Here is a 16340-nt window from a genome sequence, read left to right as displayed (position 1 = left end):
AATATTATTTTCAATAGGTTAATTTGACCAGTTGATATCAAAAAGTCGACCGACAAAACTCAAAGTAGGCACGAAAATGCCAAAGCCAAAAATAATTCCTAGGATAGGTAAATATTTGAAATTGGCTTTTAAAGATTTCTGATCATGATAGAGGGGAATTTTTTGTGCACGGAGAAGATATATCAGTAGTAATAATCCGTAAAAATAAAGTGAGCTTAAGCAAAGTTTGTTCGTGACAGTGAACATTTTTTTGCTTGATAGATAGTCCATGGGAAAGTTGAGCAGAAATAAACTGCAAAACCATAATATTTTATTTTTAGTATTTTCGGCATCAGCAAAGTTAACTTTCCAGGTAAATGCCAGAGGGAAAAGCAGTAAGGAAAAATAATATAACCACCCAAAAGGACTCAACAACAACATCATGCATAAGGTTAGGGCAAATGATTGTTCATTCTTTGAATCGACAGACATCTTAACGATACTTTTTAAGTACCATAGCAAAAAAATTAGAAATAGAATGCCGTAAACAAGATTCACAAATAAAAAAGTTTGTGTCTTATCATGGACATTAATGAGTATACGAAAGAGAAAACCATAAAGTGAAGCATTCCAACTGTCACCATACCATGATACCTGTGACATCATGGAAAAATATTGCTGATAAATATCAATTCCGCAGATAAATATGGGAATAATGGACAGCAGCGCTGAAACAGAAAGCATTACTGTAAATACTTTATAACGCTTTTGCAGCAAAACCCATAAAAACAATAACGCTGGAAAAAATTTTAGGGCAATAATAAATCCCCAAAGAATTCCTGCAAAATAATCGCTGCCTTTCAGATAGAAGTGATAGCCAAACATGATACAAAATAGTAGCAAGGCTCCTAATTGCGTAATGGCTGCGTCCATGAGGGTGGCAAAAAAGGCTAAATAAATGAGGTACAAGGTTGCCCAATTATTTTTAAAAAAATCAGGTGAAAAAACGTGTTTAAAGGTTATTCGGGCTGCAATTAACCCTACAATCAAAGAAGTCAGCCACCAGATGGTTAAAGCTGTATTGTAGTTAAACTGTATTAAAGGATTGAATAGTATTAATACAATGGGGGGGTTAAGATTAGCCGCTAATTTTTTAGCAATAGGCAAATAAGTAGCGAATAAACTTTGGTAAGGGTTATCTCCTATCGTTAGCATTTGTGAGGCTGAATAGAATGAGGCGAAATCGATTCCTTGTTGGAAAGTTAAAATAAAATAAAACAATAGGCCATAGATTGCGAGTAGGAATAGAAATGCGGTACGTTGCCAATAGCCTGGATTCATTATTAATTATTTTAAAAACTAGAATTTTATTTTATTGATAAATTAATAATAATTGCAAACTGTGATTAAAGAATAAAAGGAATTGTCTGGAAACGATTACAGTGAATTGGAAAAAAGCTATTCTTGATCACATATTTTTATTTCCAGTGTTTCTCCAACAGTAACCAGGCATTTTATTCGCACCTGTGGATTAAACACGGTCAATAGCATTTGATCAGACGTTTCTGATTCCGCACGTAAAAGGAGTTGATAACCTTTGGGATTGGGGTACTTATCCATGGTGTTGGAAATACACTCTGCTAAACTGCCATTAATTTTTTTTTCTTTGCTATAGCATTGCTTCATAACAGTTGCCAAGGAATCCATATAAGAATCAGCAAGAGCGCTTTGAAATGGCCAAAATAAAAGGGTGATTATAGAAATATGCTTTAGAGTAAGCATAATTTTTTCCCTAGAGATATTATTTTAGCTTAAGTATAGTTTAAACTAGTCGTTTATGACTTGGTTACACCACTTTTACAGATAACTCCAATATAAAATTAGCCACTTCCTCTGGGTTTGAAGGGTAGTGGGTTACTGCCTTAATTTCTATGGGCTTATTAATGCGCTGTTGTGTTGCTTTCGATTCCTCAACCATTGCTTTTACAGTGTCGCCCTGAGTACAGATAAAATAAACATCAGTTTCAGGTCGATGTAAAAAGTGAGCTTGAAACGATTTAAAAACAACGGATGCTTTTACTTTTGCTTGCTCGGCATGATAAAAACTATGCATTCCCCCAGCAAGATCGGCCCCCACTGCTAATGCGCCAAAATACATGGAGTGTAAATGATTTTTACTACGTCTACTCAAGGGAAGTTTTACGACAATTTCCTGACCATTGAGTTTAATTAATTTAGGTCGTAAATGACCAATCAGTGGTACCTTAAAATGACCAAAAGTCCAAAGAAAAAGTTTAAAGCGAGTGAGGGCATTCATTTAAGCTTCCTTATCGACTTGTAACCTCGAAATGATCTTTTTTACGCCGTGAACGGCAGTGACTCTTTTTATGATGGCGCTAATCGCTTTTTCTTGTTTAAGATTACCCGACAGAGTGACTGTGCCATTGCTGGTTGTTGCATTAATACCTACTAAAGGAATTGATTCATCGTCGAAGACTTTGGCCTTTAAAACAGCTGTCTCGACTTTGGCAGTAATATAAGCATCGGTAAATGCTGTGTTGACTTGTTTGATAATTAACTCTTCGCTATCGACTTCTTTTACGCCTTTAGTCATCTTGGCAAGTTTTAGCGCATCCACAAAAGCTTGGCGGTCTTTTACGTGACCTTTCAAAGTGACTATCCCATCTTTGGTCGATACGTAAATTTTTAGCGGGTTTAGATTGCGGTTTTTAGTAAATTTAGCAGTTATCTTGGTAGTGATTACCGAGTCGCTAAACTCTTGTTCGAAGTCTTTTAGATTATTATCAGCGTGAGCGCAGGCAACTACTACAGTAAGTAAAAGACTAATAAAAAGATTAAATATCGCTCGCATGCTAAGTTTATTTTAGAAAGACAGGTTCAAAGTATATCATTTTAATTCTGTAGACCAATATTTTTCCTTGTAATTTACAAAATCTTGAGCATTAGAGGAGAATGCATTTACATTTTAAGCCACTTTGGCTATTATTTTTTCTCTTTGATGATTTCGTGAGAAAACATGAAATTACATATTAAATATGAAAACTCCACCTGGAAATTTACCCCGAAAAATTACACTCGAGGGCAAGTAAAAGAGAGGATTAAACTTGCTTTGGTAAAATATGTGGATAAGGATAGAGATTTTTATGAGGAGATATATGGTAAGAACAGCACTATTCCGATTACGGTTTCTACAATTGTAGAGGTAGAAGATAGGTGGCATTTCAAATTTGAAGAAAATCAAATTATAAGAGAAGCGATTATCAATCCACGTAACCCCATAGAAAAACCAATTGTAACAGTTATAGAAGAGAACACTGAAATTGCCCTTGTTGGTGATGAGATGGGTTTTACAGGCAAATATGGTGTTTCTTGAAGCTATTGATTAGGTTTATCTCTTTTTAAGCTTAGGCTTTGTATCATGAAAGGCGGGTTGTTTCCTTTAATAACAAGTAAGGAAAAATTAAGTATGGAGTTTAATTCAGGAATACTGAAAGATTGATTTACTCGCCAATATTGAATACCTGAAAATATCCCTTCCCCAACAATGGTTGGTTGAGTTAATGGTTGGGGGTGGAGCGTTAATTGCTGCTCTTTTATAGTTATAATTTGTTCACTAAAAAAATTGCGTAAGGTTATCCAGGCATTCATGGAATATCGATGTTGAATGGGGCCAAAGTCACTAGCTGTTTTGCTGTAATCAACAGATAAAGTAGAGAGTAAAGTTTCTTCTGTCCAGGTGGTTACATCTAAGTGACTACTATCTGCATAAGGAGCAGAGGGAAGTACAATACTAATTAAAAAAATGAAGGGTAGTAATCGCGTATGATTCATGACTGTTCCTTGTAGTTAGCATCTTTCTGCTTTATAGCTATCGCGAAATAATCGTTTGTTTAAAAAGTATAGCAGAGCTATAATTTGGTTTTTTTTGCATCAAAATGGTCCATGAACTATATCAGCATACGCGGCGCAAAAACTCACAATTTAAAAAACATTGACGTTGAAATTCCTCGTAATCAGCTCACAGTAATTACTGGTCTTTCAGGTTCTGGGAAATCTTCCTTAGCGTTTGATACCCTATATGCTGAGGGGCAACGGCGCTACGTGGAGTCGCTTTCCGCTTATGCTCGCCAGTTTTTATCGATGATGGAGAAGCCAGAAGTTGACTCCATCGAAGGGTTGTCACCTGCTATCTCTATTGAGCAAAAAGCGACTTCTCATAATCCTCGCTCAACGGTTGGCACCATCACCGAGATTTATGATTATTTACGCCTTTTGTTCGCTCGGGTTGGAGAGCCGCGTTGTCCTACCCATGCTATAAGCCTGCATGCGCAAACAGTCAGTCAAATGGTTGATCAGGTTTTAACAATGCCAGATGGTGCCAAGGCAATGATTCTTGCTCCAGTTGTTCGGGAACGTAAGGGAGAGCATGTACAGCTTTTGCAGCAATTACAGGCGCAGGGGTATGTGCGAGCACGAATAGATGGAGAAATTTATGAATTGGATGAACCTCCTAAGTTAAGCCTACGGCAAAAACATACTATTGAAGTCGTCGTCGATCGCTTCAAGGTGCGTAAAGATTTAGCACAACGCTTGAGTGAATCATTTGAGAATGCCTTAAATCTGGCTGACGGATTAGCAATTGTTTCGGCTGTGGATAACGATTTTGAAGAACTTGTTTTTTCCTCAAAGTTTGCATGTTCTGAATGCGGCTATAGTTTGAGCGAATTGGAGCCTAGGCTTTTTTCCTTTAATAATCCTATGGGGGCTTGCCCCACATGCGATGGTTTAGGGGTTAACCAATTTTTTGACCCGGATCGTGTTGTTCATGACCCTGCTGCAAGTTTAGCGGATGGGGCGATTCGAGGTTGGGATAAAAAAACGACTTATTATTATCCTATGTTGGAATCATTGGCGCGTCATTTTAATTTCGACATAGAAACCCCATTTTGTGATTTACCAGAGACAATTCAAAATATCATCCTTTATGGCAGTGGGCAGGAAGTAGTTGAATTTCATTATCAGCGCCCTCATGGAGGCTTTATGTCTAAAAGACATACCTTTGAGGGAGTTATTCCTAATATGCAGCGACGCTACCGGGAATCTGATTCGTCAATGGTACGAGAAGAGCTTGCTAAATACCTTTCTTCTCGACCTTGTGAAACTTGCCATGGCACGAGATTACGCGAAGAAGCCAGGCATGTTTTTGTTGCCGATAAAAATTTACCTGAAATTACTGCTTATCCTATCGAACAGGCTTATGAGTTTTTCCAAGCGTTACAATTGACTGGATATCGTGGGGAAATTGCTGCCAAGATTAATAAGGAGATTGTTGAGCGTTTGGGTTTTTTAGTCAATGTAGGTTTAGATTACTTATCTTTAACGCGCAGTGCTGAAACTTTATCAGGAGGAGAAGCACAGCGCATTCGTTTAGCAAGTCAGATTGGCTCAGGCTTGGTTGGGGTGATGTATATTCTTGATGAGCCCTCTATTGGTTTGCATCAACGTGATAATGATCGATTATTAAAAACGTTGTTACACTTACGTAACCTGGGTAACACTGTGATTGTGGTAGAGCATGATGAGGATGCTATTCGTTCCGCTGATTTTGTTTTGGATATAGGGCCTGGGGCTGGCATTCATGGGGGACAGATAGTAGCCAAAGGATCCCCAAATGAAATTATGGCAAATCAGAAGTCACTGACTGGCCAATATTTGGCGGGTACCCAGTCTATTCCGGTGCCTGCAAATCGTTTCCCAGTTGATAAAGAACGCTTAATCCATTTAATTGGAGTGAGATGTAATAATCTGCAAAATGTTACGGTGAGTATTCCTTTGGGTGTTATAACTTGTGTCACCGGGGTTTCTGGCTCTGGTAAATCCAGTTTGATTAATGACACGCTATATCCAATAGCGGCTAATAAATTGAATCGCGCAAGCCTACTTACGCCAGGTTCTCTTCAAGAAATTAAAGGATTGCAGTTTTGTGACAAGGTTATCGATATTGATCAAAGCCCCATAGGGCGAACCCCCCGCTCAAACCCAGCAACATACACTGGGCTTTTTACTCCCATTCGTGAGTTGTTCTCGGGAACACCGGAGGCACGTGCACGCGGTTATCAGCCGGGGCGCTTCAGTTTTAATGTTCGAGGCGGGCGTTGTGAAGCATGTCAAGGTGATGGTTTAATCAAAGTAGAAATGCATTTCCTACCGGATATTTATGTTGCTTGTGATGTTTGCAAAGGAAAACGTTACAATAGGGAAACACTGGAAATTCAATACAAAGGCAAAAATATTCACGAAATCCTCGATATGACCGTTGAGGATGCACGTGTTTTCTTTGATGCTATCCCTGTATTAGCAAGAAAGTGTCAGACGCTCATTGACGTAGGACTTTCCTACATTCGCTTGGGCCAAAGTGCAACCACCTTATCCGGCGGTGAGGCACAACGAATCAAATTAGCTCGTGAGTTATCAAAGCGCGATACAGGAAATACCCTGTATATTCTCGATGAGCCAACCACAGGATTGCATTTTCATGATACTAAGCAACTTCTGAGTGTATTATTCCGCCTGCGTGAGCAAGGTAATACCATTATCATTATTGAACACAACCTTGACGTGATAAAAACAGCTGACTGGATTATTGATCTTGGGCCAGAAGGTGGTAGCAAAGGTGGGCAAGTCATTGCAACAGGTACGCCTGAAGAGGTGGCGCGTTGTAAAAACTCCTACACAGGACAATTTTTAAAATCTCTTCTTAAGTAACGTGAGTTCGATATAAAGGCAAAATGCCTTTATGTCGTAACGAACGTTATCCAGTAAAGCTTGTCCCTGCGAAGGCAGGGATAAGAAGCATTTATACGAGATCTAGTTCAAGTTATTCGGACAAAAGTAAACGTAAATATCTTTTTTGCTACTAAACAAGTGAGGATTTGTTATTTGGGTAATTTGCGAAAACTGACTGCCAAGCGATTCCAACCATTAATAGTGATAATGACTATTGTTAAATCTACCGCTTCTTTTTCAGAAAAATATTGAAGAACTTCCTGATAAAGATTTTCATGTACGTGGGTTTGTGCAAGTAAGGTTACTGTTTCTGTCCAAGCTAAGGCTGCACGTTCGCGCTCATTAAAAAAAGGAGTTTCTTGCCATACGACAACAGCATTCAGTCGTTGCTGTGATTCGCCTGCTTTAAGTGCTTCACTGGCATGCATATCAACACAGTAAGCGCAGCCATTAATCTGGGATGCGCGAAGTTTGACGAGATTTATTAACGATTGTTCGAGGCCTGAATTATTAACAAAACGCTCAAGTCCAAGCATGGCGTTAACTGCTTCGGGCGACGCTTTGTAGAAATCGAGTCGTGAATTGGACATAACACCCTCATAATCATTTTTATGTCATGTTTTTGATAATTGCGGTGCAATCAATTTATAGGTGCACTTGAATGACAAGATGGCCAGTATGTGGCTGTGGCTGGCCATCTTGTTATTTTCTTATAACGCTTTCATGAAAGTTGTTAAGTCTTCTTTCTCTTGTTGTGTTAACTTCAACTGTAAAATTAAATTGAAGAATTCTACTGTATCGGCCAGGGTCAACAAGCGGCCGTCATGAAGATAGGGAGGTGAATCTTTAATTCCGCGCAGGGGGAAGGTCTTAATAGAACCATCACCGATTGCTTTCATATTATTAATCATAACGGGTTTAAAGAAACGCTCTGTTTGTAAATTGTGCATGCTATTATCGGTATAATAAGGCGGCTCGTGGCAAGTCGCGCATTTTGCTTTTCCAAAGAACAAAGCTTCTCCGCGTAGTTCTGCTTCCGTAGCTTTGGTGGGATCTAAATGACCATCGATAGCTAACTTAGGTGCGGGTGGGAAATCTAACAGTGCTTGGAATTCAGCCATGAAATGGACTTGACTGCCTCGCTCAAGAATATTAACCCCTTTCTTAGTGGCAATCACCGGATCCCCATCAAAATAGGCGGCACGTTGTTCAAACTCTGTAAAATCCTCAACATTTTTCAGTGCACGTTGAGAACCAAATAAGCGCTGAATGTTTACACCTCTCAAACTGGGTGTATCAATGCGATGGCGAATTTCTTGGGGGCGAATGTCACCAACAAGATGAGTGGAGGCATTCGTATGGCCATTGGCATGGCAATCAAGGCATGCAACACCGCGGCTTGGTATTTTTGTGCGCCGATCGTCAGTTTGGTTAAACTGTTGCTGCGGAAATGGTGTTACTAATAATCGCAAGCCTTCCAATTGCTTTGGATTAAGTATGCCATTAAACAGTTCAAAATAATTGTTAATAGTGACTAATTTTCCTTGAGAAACATCACCCAAATCCGGTCGTGTCGTTAAGAAGATTGGCGCAGGAAAGGGGGGGAGGAAATGATCAGGTAAGTCATAATCCAAGTCAAAGCGCGTTAGATCGCGGTTTTCTTGTTTATTGATTTCATCAATAGCAAATTTGGGAAAAAGCATCCCACCTTCAGGGTGATTAGGATGGGGTAAAGGTAAAAATCCTTGAGGGTACACGCCCTTCTCTTTAATGTCTTCAGGAGACATGTTGGCTAACATGTCCCAGGTAACTCCTGCGGGCAATTTAACACGCACTCCTTCCTGTATGGCTTTTCCATTTGACATTTTGGTGTCGGTGGAGGGTTTATTGCTTAGGTCGTAACGTTGATTAAGAAGATCTTTTTGGCGATTGTTAATTGCAGATTTCTCATTAATCATACGTTCCATAATGGTTTGAAACGTTTCTTTAATAACAACAGGCATGTAACTGGATGGGGGCGTCTTTGAAGTGGATTGGGTCGCGGGTGATTCGGTAGCGTAGAGTGCGGATACCGTACTACTCGATAATAAAGCCAGGCACAAGGCTTTCTTTAACATGAGAAAGTCCATTTTTAATAATAAGGTTCTTTCGATCATAAAGAACTTATAATGCCATTTCAATATTCAAAACTTCCTGTTTCTAAATCATTTTCTTGAACACCTTTCTATTTTCTAACTCCGTCATCGATAAAAGGAGTAACCTTATATTATTTTGTTTTCTATCGAAACTTCTTCTACGCTTAAATCGTGAGGGCTAGGATAATAAACCAAATGTGTTTCTTATAGTTTTGCTGTGAGGAAAACATGAGAAATAATAAATGCATATCTTTGTCTAAAAAAATTATAATGATAGGGTTTGGTAGTGTTGGCCAAGCAGTCCTCCCATTATTATTTCGTCATCTTAAACTTAAGTCATCCCAGCTTATTATCATGGCAAAAGAGTATGATGGTGAAGAAATCGCCAAAGAATTCGGCCTGACTTTGCAAATCGTGACAATTAATAAAAAAAATTATGCCGAGCTATTGCTAAGTAAACTTAATGAAGGTGATTTCCTATTAAATTTATCCGTTGATATCTCTAGTTTAGAACTGATTAAACTTTGTCAAGAAATAGGAGCTCTTTATTTAGACGCTAGTACAGAACCTTGGGAAGGGCAATATGTCGATAAATCATTACCACCCTCTTTACGTACGAATTATGCATTGCGATCGGAGATTCTGAAGCTTAAGCGAAATAAAAGTCCTACCGCCGTGGTGACACATGGTGCTAATCCTGGATTGGTCTCTCATTTTGTAAAGCAAGCGCTGTGGAACATGGCAAATGACATGCAGTTAAATGTAAATCACCCAGGGGGTTCAAGAGAGTGGGCATTGCTTGCTAAGTCGCTTGGTATAAAAGTAATTCATATCGCTGAGCATGATACGCAAGTAACTCCTCGAGAGAAGTTACCTGGAGAATTTGTAAATACTTGGTCGGTGAGTGGGTTTATTGCTGAGGCAGGGCAGCCAGCAGAGCTGAGTTGGGGAACTCATGAGCGTCATTGGCCAGAGGATGCGTCTCATCATAGCTTTGGTAATCAGAACGCTATCTACCTCAATCGTCCTGGGGCCAGCATTAAAGTACGTTCATGGACCCCTGCCTTAGGTACTTATCACGGGTATTTAATTACTCATGCAGAGTCAATCTCTATTGGTAGTTATTTAGCTTTAAACGAGAATGAACCTTATCGTCCTACCGTTCATTATGCTTATCTGCCATGTCCTGATGCAGAACTTTCTTTGCATGAATTTCAAGGAAATGAATGGTATGAGCAAAAGAATAAACGACTTATTTTTGCTGAAATTACTGAGGGGAGGGATGAGCTTGGAGTATTACTCATGGGAAATGAGAAAGGAGCTTATTGGTATGGGTCCCAACTCTCCATTCACGAGGCTCGTCAATTAGCTTCTCACAACAATGCAACCAGCCTTCAAGTGGCCGCAGGTATTTTGGCCGGACTCTTTTGGGCGATACACAATCCACAGGCAGGAGTTGTGGAGCCAGAGGAACTTGATTATCAATTTATTTTAGAAATTGCTTTACCTTACCTTGGGGATATAGCTGGATATTATACGGATTGGACCCCTCTCAAAAATAGGGAAAAATTATTTCAGGAAAAACTGGATTTTAAGGATCCTTGGCAGTTTCTTAATATTCGTGTTTATTGATGTAATTACCTTTTATCTACTCACTACTTTCCTTGCTTCTAAGTCTCGGTATGCTAGAGGTAAAAGCCTCCTCCCAGCATTTGTCTATCATTGTTGTTAAATTAAGGGCGCCGGCACTATGTTGGAGAAAAGATAGACACTTATTGATGGCTTTACTAGCTTTGAAATTGAGAAGCTTTAGCATATTTATCTTCTGCGTATATTTTATAAGGTTATAGTGCAAAGTGATCATTAATTAAATTTAAAATTTCTTTTATAATTCAATATTGCCAGTTATAGCTATAATTAAGAAGAATAGATTAGGGAGTGAGCTATGAAGAATAAAAATGTAGGTATCGCTACCATAATTATTGTTGTCCTTTTGGCAGTGCTTGGCTTTTTCTATTTCAGCCATGTCACTACACCGGTTACAAGTACGATTGATACAACTCCCGACGTTCCTGTAGAAGCACCAGAGCCAAATACGAGCAGTGCTAGTCCTTAGAAATCCACATTGCCAAGAGTGAGTAAAGCTACTCACTCTTGCTGTTTCGGGTCGTGTTTAATGGCAATGTGGAGGCGTAATATATGAGTAATTTCACCAAGCTCTGCATTCCTCGAGAAGATTGGTGATGACGATAACGGTTTGCTTTTTCATCTATTTTAGAGCTATAAATTAGGGAGGAGATTAACAACAGGGAAAGAAAAAATGGGTACTTTTCTCATTGCCATTATTATCATTGCTGCACTCCTATTTTTCTGGTCAATCGGTATTTTCAATACCTTAATTGGCATGATGGAGGCGATTAACAATAATAAGCGGCAAATAGACATCCAATTAGATCGGCGTTTTAAAGTTTTTGAGTCACTAATCGAAACTGTTAAAAAATATATGGATTATGAGCAGACTACGTTGAAAGATGTGGTAGCTTTACGTAATCAGGCGCAGGCGGCGAAGGCGGCGGGTGATGAGAAAGGACGTATCGCCGCAGAGAATGGCATTTCACAAATTGCCTCTGGTCTAAATATAGTTTTTGAGCAATACCCTGACTTGAAGGCCAATACCAATGCTTTGCAATTACAAGAAGAAATTGTTAACACCGAAAACAAGCTCTCTTATGCAAAACAAGCTTACAATGACAGTATTGAGCGCTACTATGCCAAGAAAAAATCTTTCTTTGAGTCATTTATCGTTGGCTTATTCCCTAGCAAGTTAGATAAAGAATTTGAATATTGGTCTTTACCTGAGGAGCAAATTAAGGCGCATGAAGATTATACGGTTAAATTCTGAGTTTAATCATGAGCTTAAATGATTATCATGCGTCTACCAGCAACTGGCGAGAGCAATTGCGACGCAATGAACGCAAAACCCGCATGGTTATTGCGATATTCTTTGCAGTATATATTGGTATTGGCTTATTTGCTGATACCGTTATTTTAGATTATTTATATCCTCGTGCTTCAATTCAAGATTGCATTGTTGCCTTAATCACGCTTAAAGTGGTGCCTTATGCCACATTGATCATGATAGGTATCGCTATTATTTCGCTGTTAATTACTTATTCACTTTATGATCGCATCATGCTACTCGGTACCGATTTTCGTGAAATAACTCCTGAGACGGCCCAGAGTCTTGAGGAGAAGCAACTGTATAATGTTGTAGAGGAGATGAAAGTGGCTGCTGGGTTGCAGTTCATGCCGAAGGTATACTTAATTGAAGCCAATTATATGAATGCTTTTGCCAGTGGCTACAGTGAAAAATCTGCAATGGTTGCTATTACACGTGGCTTAATGGAAAAGTTAAATCGCGCTGAAATGCAAGCAGTGATGTCGCATGAGCTAAGTCATATTCGTCATCATGATATTAAATTAACTCTGACTGTAGCTGTTTTGAGTAATATTTTATTAATTGTCATTGATGTGATGTTTTATTCCATGCTTTACCGCAGAGACAGGCGTAATGACACGAATCGCTTATTTATGGTAATTATGCTACTACGGTATCTATTACCCTTAATTACGGTGGTTCTTGCGCTTTTCTTGAGTCGGACACGTGAATATATGGCTGATTCAGGAGCAGTTGAATTAATGCGTGACAATGAACCGATGGCACGCGCTTTACTAAAGATCAGCGATGATCATCAGCAACATGCAGAGGAATATACCCAAGCGTATGGTAGTACGCCTCATGAGCAGGTACGGCAAGCGTCCTATCTATTCGATCCCTCCAGTATTGACCCAATTAAGTCATTGAATAATGCATTTTCAACGCACCCAAGTTTAGAAGAACGTTTGCGGGCTTTAGGATTTAAACGAAAAGCTAAACCTTAACGATAAATCTTAGTATTTTTATTGCTACGGCGAAGACCCAAGCCTTATATAGGTAATACAGAGTCTCGTGGGGGTGGCGGAGCCGAATTCATTATTGTTGCAAATAGCCATATGATGAAGAGAGCTAAGGATATATAAAATACAAGTTTTGCTATGTAAGTCGTGGTAAATGCAGGCTTGCGGAAAGCAAATATTGCAGAAATACCTGCAATGGCAAAAAAAACGAAGGTCCATCCTAGCATCATTCTTCCTTAAATTATTCGAGCATTGATATACTTTTTTACTACCTCTTTTGATATAAAATTAAACTTTATGCGATTAATTTAGTTTATACTTACTGCAATGACTATCACTGGGGATAGGATGTCACTCTTTAAACAATTTAAAAAATTTTATAATGCTTCCTCAGAAAATAAAACGCAAGTCCGTGTATTTCTTGGTTTTGTCATTGTCCCTGTCGTAGGCATGACTTTGTTATATATTTATGTGAATGCCTTTTGGTTGTAATCTCTAATTTTGCCGATATTAATCAGTTAATGAATAATGTGAACTTAATGGACTAAATTTTGTCATGATAATACAATCTGCCCTTGCCCGCTCAATCGTTTATACGATCAGGGGTATAAGGATGATTGTCTCTCACAGGACTAAGAAGAAATATTTAATTCATTATGTAAGGCTGATAAATGTTAACAAATTCAACGTTAAAGCTCGAAGTAGACAAGCAAACTACCAATTACACAACGGCTTGGTCCATTGGCCAACCTTCGAAGTCAAGTGCTACGGTAACTGTCATAAAATATGGGGAGAAGGTCTATCTTGTAACCAATGCTCATGCAGTTCTCAATGCAACTTATCTCAAGGTGAAATTTAATCAAGGCTCAACAGAACTACCAGTAAAACAAGTTTGGGTTGATCCCATTATGGATGTAGCTATACTTCAAGCTACCTCGTCTGATGCTCAAGATTTAATCTTAAAGAAAACTAAACCGCTAGAAATCAACGTAGCATTTCAGCCTTCATCAACAGAGGTTAATGCCTATGGCTATCCTGCTGGTGGCAAAGGGCTCTCTTTCACGAAAGGCCATATTTCCAGAACGGAAATATCGCAAATTGCGCTTTCTCGTCTTCCCGGTATTACCATTCAAACAAGTGCGCCTATTAATCCAGGAAATAGTGGTGGACCTATTACGAGAGTAATTGACTCAGGAGCAGAAGAGTGTATTGGTATAGTGAGTCAAGGTGCTTCTTCTTTGAGCAATGTTGGTTATTTTATTCCTGCATGTGTGGTTGTGCAATGCATAGAGAACTATAACCGCTTTGGTAAACTTAGGAATGCAAAATTTATTGATTATGTGACAGTGCCCCACGTTAGTTTCCAATGGCAATCCTTAAAGAATCCCTCTTTCAGAGCGCAATTGGGGATGGAACCTGTACTCTTAGGTAATGAGTTAACAGGGATTTATGTCTCTAAAGTTCCCCAAAATTCTTGTGCACAAAACTGTTTGCAGGAGGGTGATATTATTCTTGAAATAGATGGACATCCCATTCAAGCAGATGGCAATGTGCAAGTTCAGGAGCTGGAACATCCTATATCTCATCTCTACCTATTTCAGAGAAAAAAATATCTTGATAGTTTAGAGTTTGTTATACAGCGAAAAAGTGGCAATGCACTTGAAACTCTTAAAATTCAGATTAAATTGACTGAGCAATTGGGACGAAGCTTATTGGGTCCTAGAGACGATAAATCGCTTAAATATCATATTCAACCCTCTGGGAAAAATGGTGGCTTTGTTTTCGTTCGTTGTACTCAGTCGCTGATGGATACTTTTAAAGGCCATTATTCCACTGGCTCTAAGACAATTGTCGATAACTCCAATGTTCCTGCGATGTTTTATGACTTTACTAACTTATCGAATGATACTGACCTTTGCGAAATTGTCGTCTTACAAAATATCTTGGCTTCCGAAGAAACGGATGGATATGAAAATTTTGCCTTAAGCCGAGGCTCACTGTGTGAGAGTCATCGTGTAGTCGAGGCGAATGGTAAAACCATCACTAACTTATGGGATTTGGTAACAGCGCTCACAGAGAACTCTACGAAGCCCTCTTTAATTAAATTTGCTAATGGAAAACAATTGGTTATTCCTCCTGAAAACAAGACTACACGCGAGGAATTGAGGTCACGATATCAAATTGCGTTTTTTACCAGTCCACGTGTGGCTCCTATACCACGAAAACTTTTCTTGGATGAGCTCAATTCTTTAAGACAAGAGGATGGTAATATTGCCCCCTCTACACTGAGACAGACTTCATAATATTTAATTGCGAATTTAAGATACAGAGACAAACAATTAGCGACATCATGCTCCTAATTGTTTGTATTCTAGATAAGGTTTATAACCACTTCTTATACTTAAAGAATTTGTAAGGGAGCAAGGCGGAAAGTAGCATGACGCTAATTGCAACCCAATATCCCCATTTATAATCCAGTTCCGGCATCCATTTAAAATTCATACCATAAATACTTGCAATCAAGGTGGGGGGTAAAAAAATGACTGCTGCCACGGAAAATATTTTAATGATGGCGTTTTGCTCGATATTAATCATTCCCAGCGTTGCATCAAGAAGGAAATTAACTTTACTGGAGATAAAACTTGAGTGATCACTTAGGGAGTTAATATCTTTACTGAGTGTGGCCAATCGTGTTTGGCCTTCAGCGTCAACTTGTGTTCCAGCTGATTGGCTAAAAAAAGTAATTAGGCGGCTGAACGCAACAAGACCTTCGCGGGTATTAGTATTCAAATCCGCATAGATTCCCACTCGCTGGATCAATTGTTGGTAGTTTAGTTTTTCCTCTTCAGGTGAGTTCTGCGGTGAGCGAAAAATAATTTTAGAGATTTTTTCAAGGTTATGACTAATCGTTTCCAAGATATCGGCTAATCTGTCTACTGTGGCTTCCAATAAGGTAATTAGCAAAACAGCAGCGTTGTCGTGATCAAAATCGAATTGGGACAATTGCATAATAAAAAGTTTAAAAGCTAACGGTTCAATGTAACGAATGGTAATTAGTTTTTCTTTGGTGAGAACAAAACTGACTGCTTCATGCTTGGGATTAGGAGAGTCTGATTGCGCAATCATATTGGCTGTCATAAAGAGCGCCTCTTTGGTTTTATAAAGACGGCTGGATAATTCAATCTCAAGCATTTCTTCGCGCGTGGGAATACCTATCCCTAAGTTGTGCTCGAGCATTTGTTCTTCTTCGTGAGTCGGGCATAGTAAATCTAGCCAAATTGCTTCCTCTATCAAAGATAGATTATTTTTGGTAATCACATGAGCTTGTAGGGTCACATGATCCACGTAAGCAGTTATCATCACTGTCTCATTTTAAAATAGATTATTTAAATTAACGTACTCGGCAGCGATAATCCAGAGGTGGTTTTGAAGAAAAATAAATAGCGGGGGGGTAGCCGAAAA

The 16340-nt window shown here is 38.9% G+C and carries 16 protein-coding genes; 8 read left to right on the top strand and 8 right to left on the bottom strand.

Annotated elements, in window-relative coordinates; genetic code table 11:
* Window positions 1–18: 18 nt before the first annotated feature.
* The 4 genes from Lbru_RS13890 to Lbru_RS13875 form a co-directional block, all read right to left on the bottom strand.
* Window positions 19–1320, bottom strand: a complete 1302-nt coding sequence (locus Lbru_RS13890) for a glycosyltransferase family 87 protein (protein WP_058442740.1) — start codon at window positions 1318–1320, stop codon at window positions 19–21.
* Between the two features lie 117 nt (window positions 1321–1437).
* Complete coding sequence (locus Lbru_RS13885) at window positions 1438–1761, bottom strand: hypothetical protein (protein ID WP_058442739.1); 324 nt, start codon at window positions 1759–1761, stop codon at window positions 1438–1440.
* A gap of 64 nt (window positions 1762–1825) precedes the next feature.
* Window positions 1826–2296, bottom strand: coding sequence for a PaaI family thioesterase (locus Lbru_RS13880; protein WP_058442738.1), 471 nt, complete (start codon window positions 2294–2296; stop codon window positions 1826–1828).
* On the bottom strand, window positions 2297–2851 hold the full coding sequence (locus Lbru_RS13875) for a BON domain-containing protein (protein ID WP_058442737.1): 555 nt from the start codon (window positions 2849–2851) through the stop codon (window positions 2297–2299).
* Window positions 2852–3016: 165 nt separating this feature from the next.
* Here Lbru_RS13875 and Lbru_RS13870 point away from each other — a divergent pair, with 165 nt between their 5' ends.
* On the top strand, window positions 3017–3373 hold the full coding sequence (locus Lbru_RS13870) for a hypothetical protein (RefSeq protein WP_058442736.1): 357 nt from the start codon (window positions 3017–3019) through the stop codon (window positions 3371–3373).
* 2 nt (window positions 3374–3375) lie between these two features.
* Here Lbru_RS13870 and Lbru_RS13865 read toward each other — a convergent pair whose 3' ends face one another.
* Entirely contained in the window at window positions 3376–3831 is a 456-nt protein-coding gene (locus tag Lbru_RS13865; RefSeq protein ID WP_058442735.1) for a DotI/IcmL/TraM family protein, read from the bottom strand.
* Between the two features lie 111 nt (window positions 3832–3942).
* On the opposite strand from Lbru_RS13865, the gene uvrA reads away from it, so the two are divergent.
* A complete protein-coding gene (uvrA, locus tag Lbru_RS13860; protein ID WP_058442734.1) occupies window positions 3943–6765 on the top strand; it encodes an excinuclease ABC subunit UvrA in 2823 nt (940 codons plus the stop codon).
* A 170-nt stretch (window positions 6766–6935) separates the two neighbouring features.
* Here uvrA and Lbru_RS13855 read toward each other — a convergent pair whose 3' ends face one another.
* Together Lbru_RS13855 and Lbru_RS13850 are read right to left on the bottom strand one after the other, a co-directional pair.
* Window positions 6936–7376 (bottom strand): carboxymuconolactone decarboxylase family protein, encoded by a 441-nt coding sequence (locus Lbru_RS13855; protein ID WP_058442733.1) that lies wholly within the window; start codon window positions 7374–7376, stop codon window positions 6936–6938.
* Window positions 7377–7496: 120 nt separating this feature from the next.
* Complete coding sequence (locus tag Lbru_RS13850; RefSeq protein WP_058442816.1) at window positions 7497–8903, bottom strand: hypothetical protein; 1407 nt, start codon at window positions 8901–8903, stop codon at window positions 7497–7499.
* Between the two features lie 246 nt (window positions 8904–9149).
* On the opposite strand from Lbru_RS13850, the gene Lbru_RS13845 reads away from it, so the two are divergent.
* The 6 genes from Lbru_RS13845 to Lbru_RS13820 all read left to right on the top strand — a co-directional run bounded on the left by Lbru_RS13845 (window position 9150) and on the right by Lbru_RS13820 (window position 15181).
* Window positions 9150–10553, top strand: coding sequence for a homospermidine synthase (locus tag Lbru_RS13845; RefSeq protein ID WP_058442732.1), 1404 nt, complete (start codon window positions 9150–9152; stop codon window positions 10551–10553).
* Window positions 10554–10866: 313 nt separating this feature from the next.
* Window positions 10867–11037, top strand: a complete 171-nt coding sequence (locus tag Lbru_RS17270) for a hypothetical protein (RefSeq protein ID WP_157061517.1) — start codon at window positions 10867–10869, stop codon at window positions 11035–11037.
* A 204-nt stretch (window positions 11038–11241) separates the two neighbouring features.
* Window positions 11242–11823, top strand: coding sequence for a LemA family protein (locus Lbru_RS13835; protein WP_058442730.1), 582 nt, complete (start codon window positions 11242–11244; stop codon window positions 11821–11823).
* Between the two features lie 8 nt (window positions 11824–11831).
* Window positions 11832–12863, top strand: coding sequence for a zinc metalloprotease HtpX (gene htpX, locus Lbru_RS13830; RefSeq protein WP_058442729.1), 1032 nt, complete (start codon window positions 11832–11834; stop codon window positions 12861–12863).
* 363 nt (window positions 12864–13226) lie between these two features.
* Complete coding sequence (locus Lbru_RS17515) at window positions 13227–13370, top strand: hypothetical protein (protein ID WP_165481419.1); 144 nt, start codon at window positions 13227–13229, stop codon at window positions 13368–13370.
* 179 nt (window positions 13371–13549) lie between these two features.
* A complete protein-coding gene (locus tag Lbru_RS13820) occupies window positions 13550–15181 on the top strand; it encodes a S1C family serine protease (RefSeq protein ID WP_058442727.1) in 1632 nt (543 codons plus the stop codon).
* A 79-nt stretch (window positions 15182–15260) separates the two neighbouring features.
* On the opposite strand, the gene corA is transcribed toward Lbru_RS13820, so the two are convergent.
* A complete protein-coding gene (corA, locus tag Lbru_RS13815) occupies window positions 15261–16238 on the bottom strand; it encodes a magnesium/cobalt transporter CorA (protein WP_058442726.1) in 978 nt (325 codons plus the stop codon).
* Window positions 16239–16340: the final 102 nt, after the last annotated feature.

This window comes from Legionella brunensis, from assembly GCF_001467025.1.
GTDB classification, from domain to species: Bacteria; Pseudomonadota; Gammaproteobacteria; order Legionellales; family Legionellaceae; genus Tatlockia; species Tatlockia brunensis.
The sequence above is the reverse complement of the archived record's forward strand: the minus strand, read 5'-3'. Positions and strand labels throughout refer to the sequence as shown.

Coding starts and splice junctions, on each gene's coding strand:
- Lbru_RS17270 (WP_157061517.1), top strand. CDS start 10,867: ATGAAGAATAAAAATGTAGGTATCGCTACCATAATTATTGTTGTCCTT.
- Lbru_RS13880 (WP_058442738.1), bottom strand. CDS start 2,296: ATGAATGCCCTCACTCGCTTTAAACTTTTTCTTTGGACTTTTGGTCAT.
- corA (WP_058442726.1), bottom strand. CDS start 16,238: ATGATAACTGCTTACGTGGATCATGTGACCCTACAAGCTCATGTGATT.
- htpX (WP_058442729.1), top strand. CDS start 11,832: ATGAGCTTAAATGATTATCATGCGTCTACCAGCAACTGGCGAGAGCAA.
- Lbru_RS13835 (WP_058442730.1), top strand. CDS start 11,242: ATGGGTACTTTTCTCATTGCCATTATTATCATTGCTGCACTCCTATTT.
- Lbru_RS13890 (WP_058442740.1), bottom strand. CDS start 1,320: ATGAATCCAGGCTATTGGCAACGTACCGCATTTCTATTCCTACTCGCA.
- Lbru_RS13855 (WP_058442733.1), bottom strand. CDS start 7,376: ATGTCCAATTCACGACTCGATTTCTACAAAGCGTCGCCCGAAGCAGTT.
- Lbru_RS13865 (WP_058442735.1), bottom strand. CDS start 3,831: ATGAATCATACGCGATTACTACCCTTCATTTTTTTAATTAGTATTGTA.
- Lbru_RS17515 (WP_165481419.1), top strand. CDS start 13,227: ATGTCACTCTTTAAACAATTTAAAAAATTTTATAATGCTTCCTCAGAA.
- Lbru_RS13820 (WP_058442727.1), top strand. CDS start 13,550: ATGTTAACAAATTCAACGTTAAAGCTCGAAGTAGACAAGCAAACTACC.
- Lbru_RS13875 (WP_058442737.1), bottom strand. CDS start 2,851: ATGCGAGCGATATTTAATCTTTTTATTAGTCTTTTACTTACTGTAGTA.
- Lbru_RS13870 (WP_058442736.1), top strand. CDS start 3,017: ATGAAATTACATATTAAATATGAAAACTCCACCTGGAAATTTACCCCG.
- Lbru_RS13885 (WP_058442739.1), bottom strand. CDS start 1,761: ATGCTTACTCTAAAGCATATTTCTATAATCACCCTTTTATTTTGGCCA.
- Lbru_RS13850 (WP_058442816.1), bottom strand. CDS start 8,903: ATGTTAAAGAAAGCCTTGTGCCTGGCTTTATTATCGAGTAGTACGGTA.
- Lbru_RS13845 (WP_058442732.1), top strand. CDS start 9,150: ATGAGAAATAATAAATGCATATCTTTGTCTAAAAAAATTATAATGATA.
- uvrA (WP_058442734.1), top strand. CDS start 3,943: ATGAACTATATCAGCATACGCGGCGCAAAAACTCACAATTTAAAAAAC.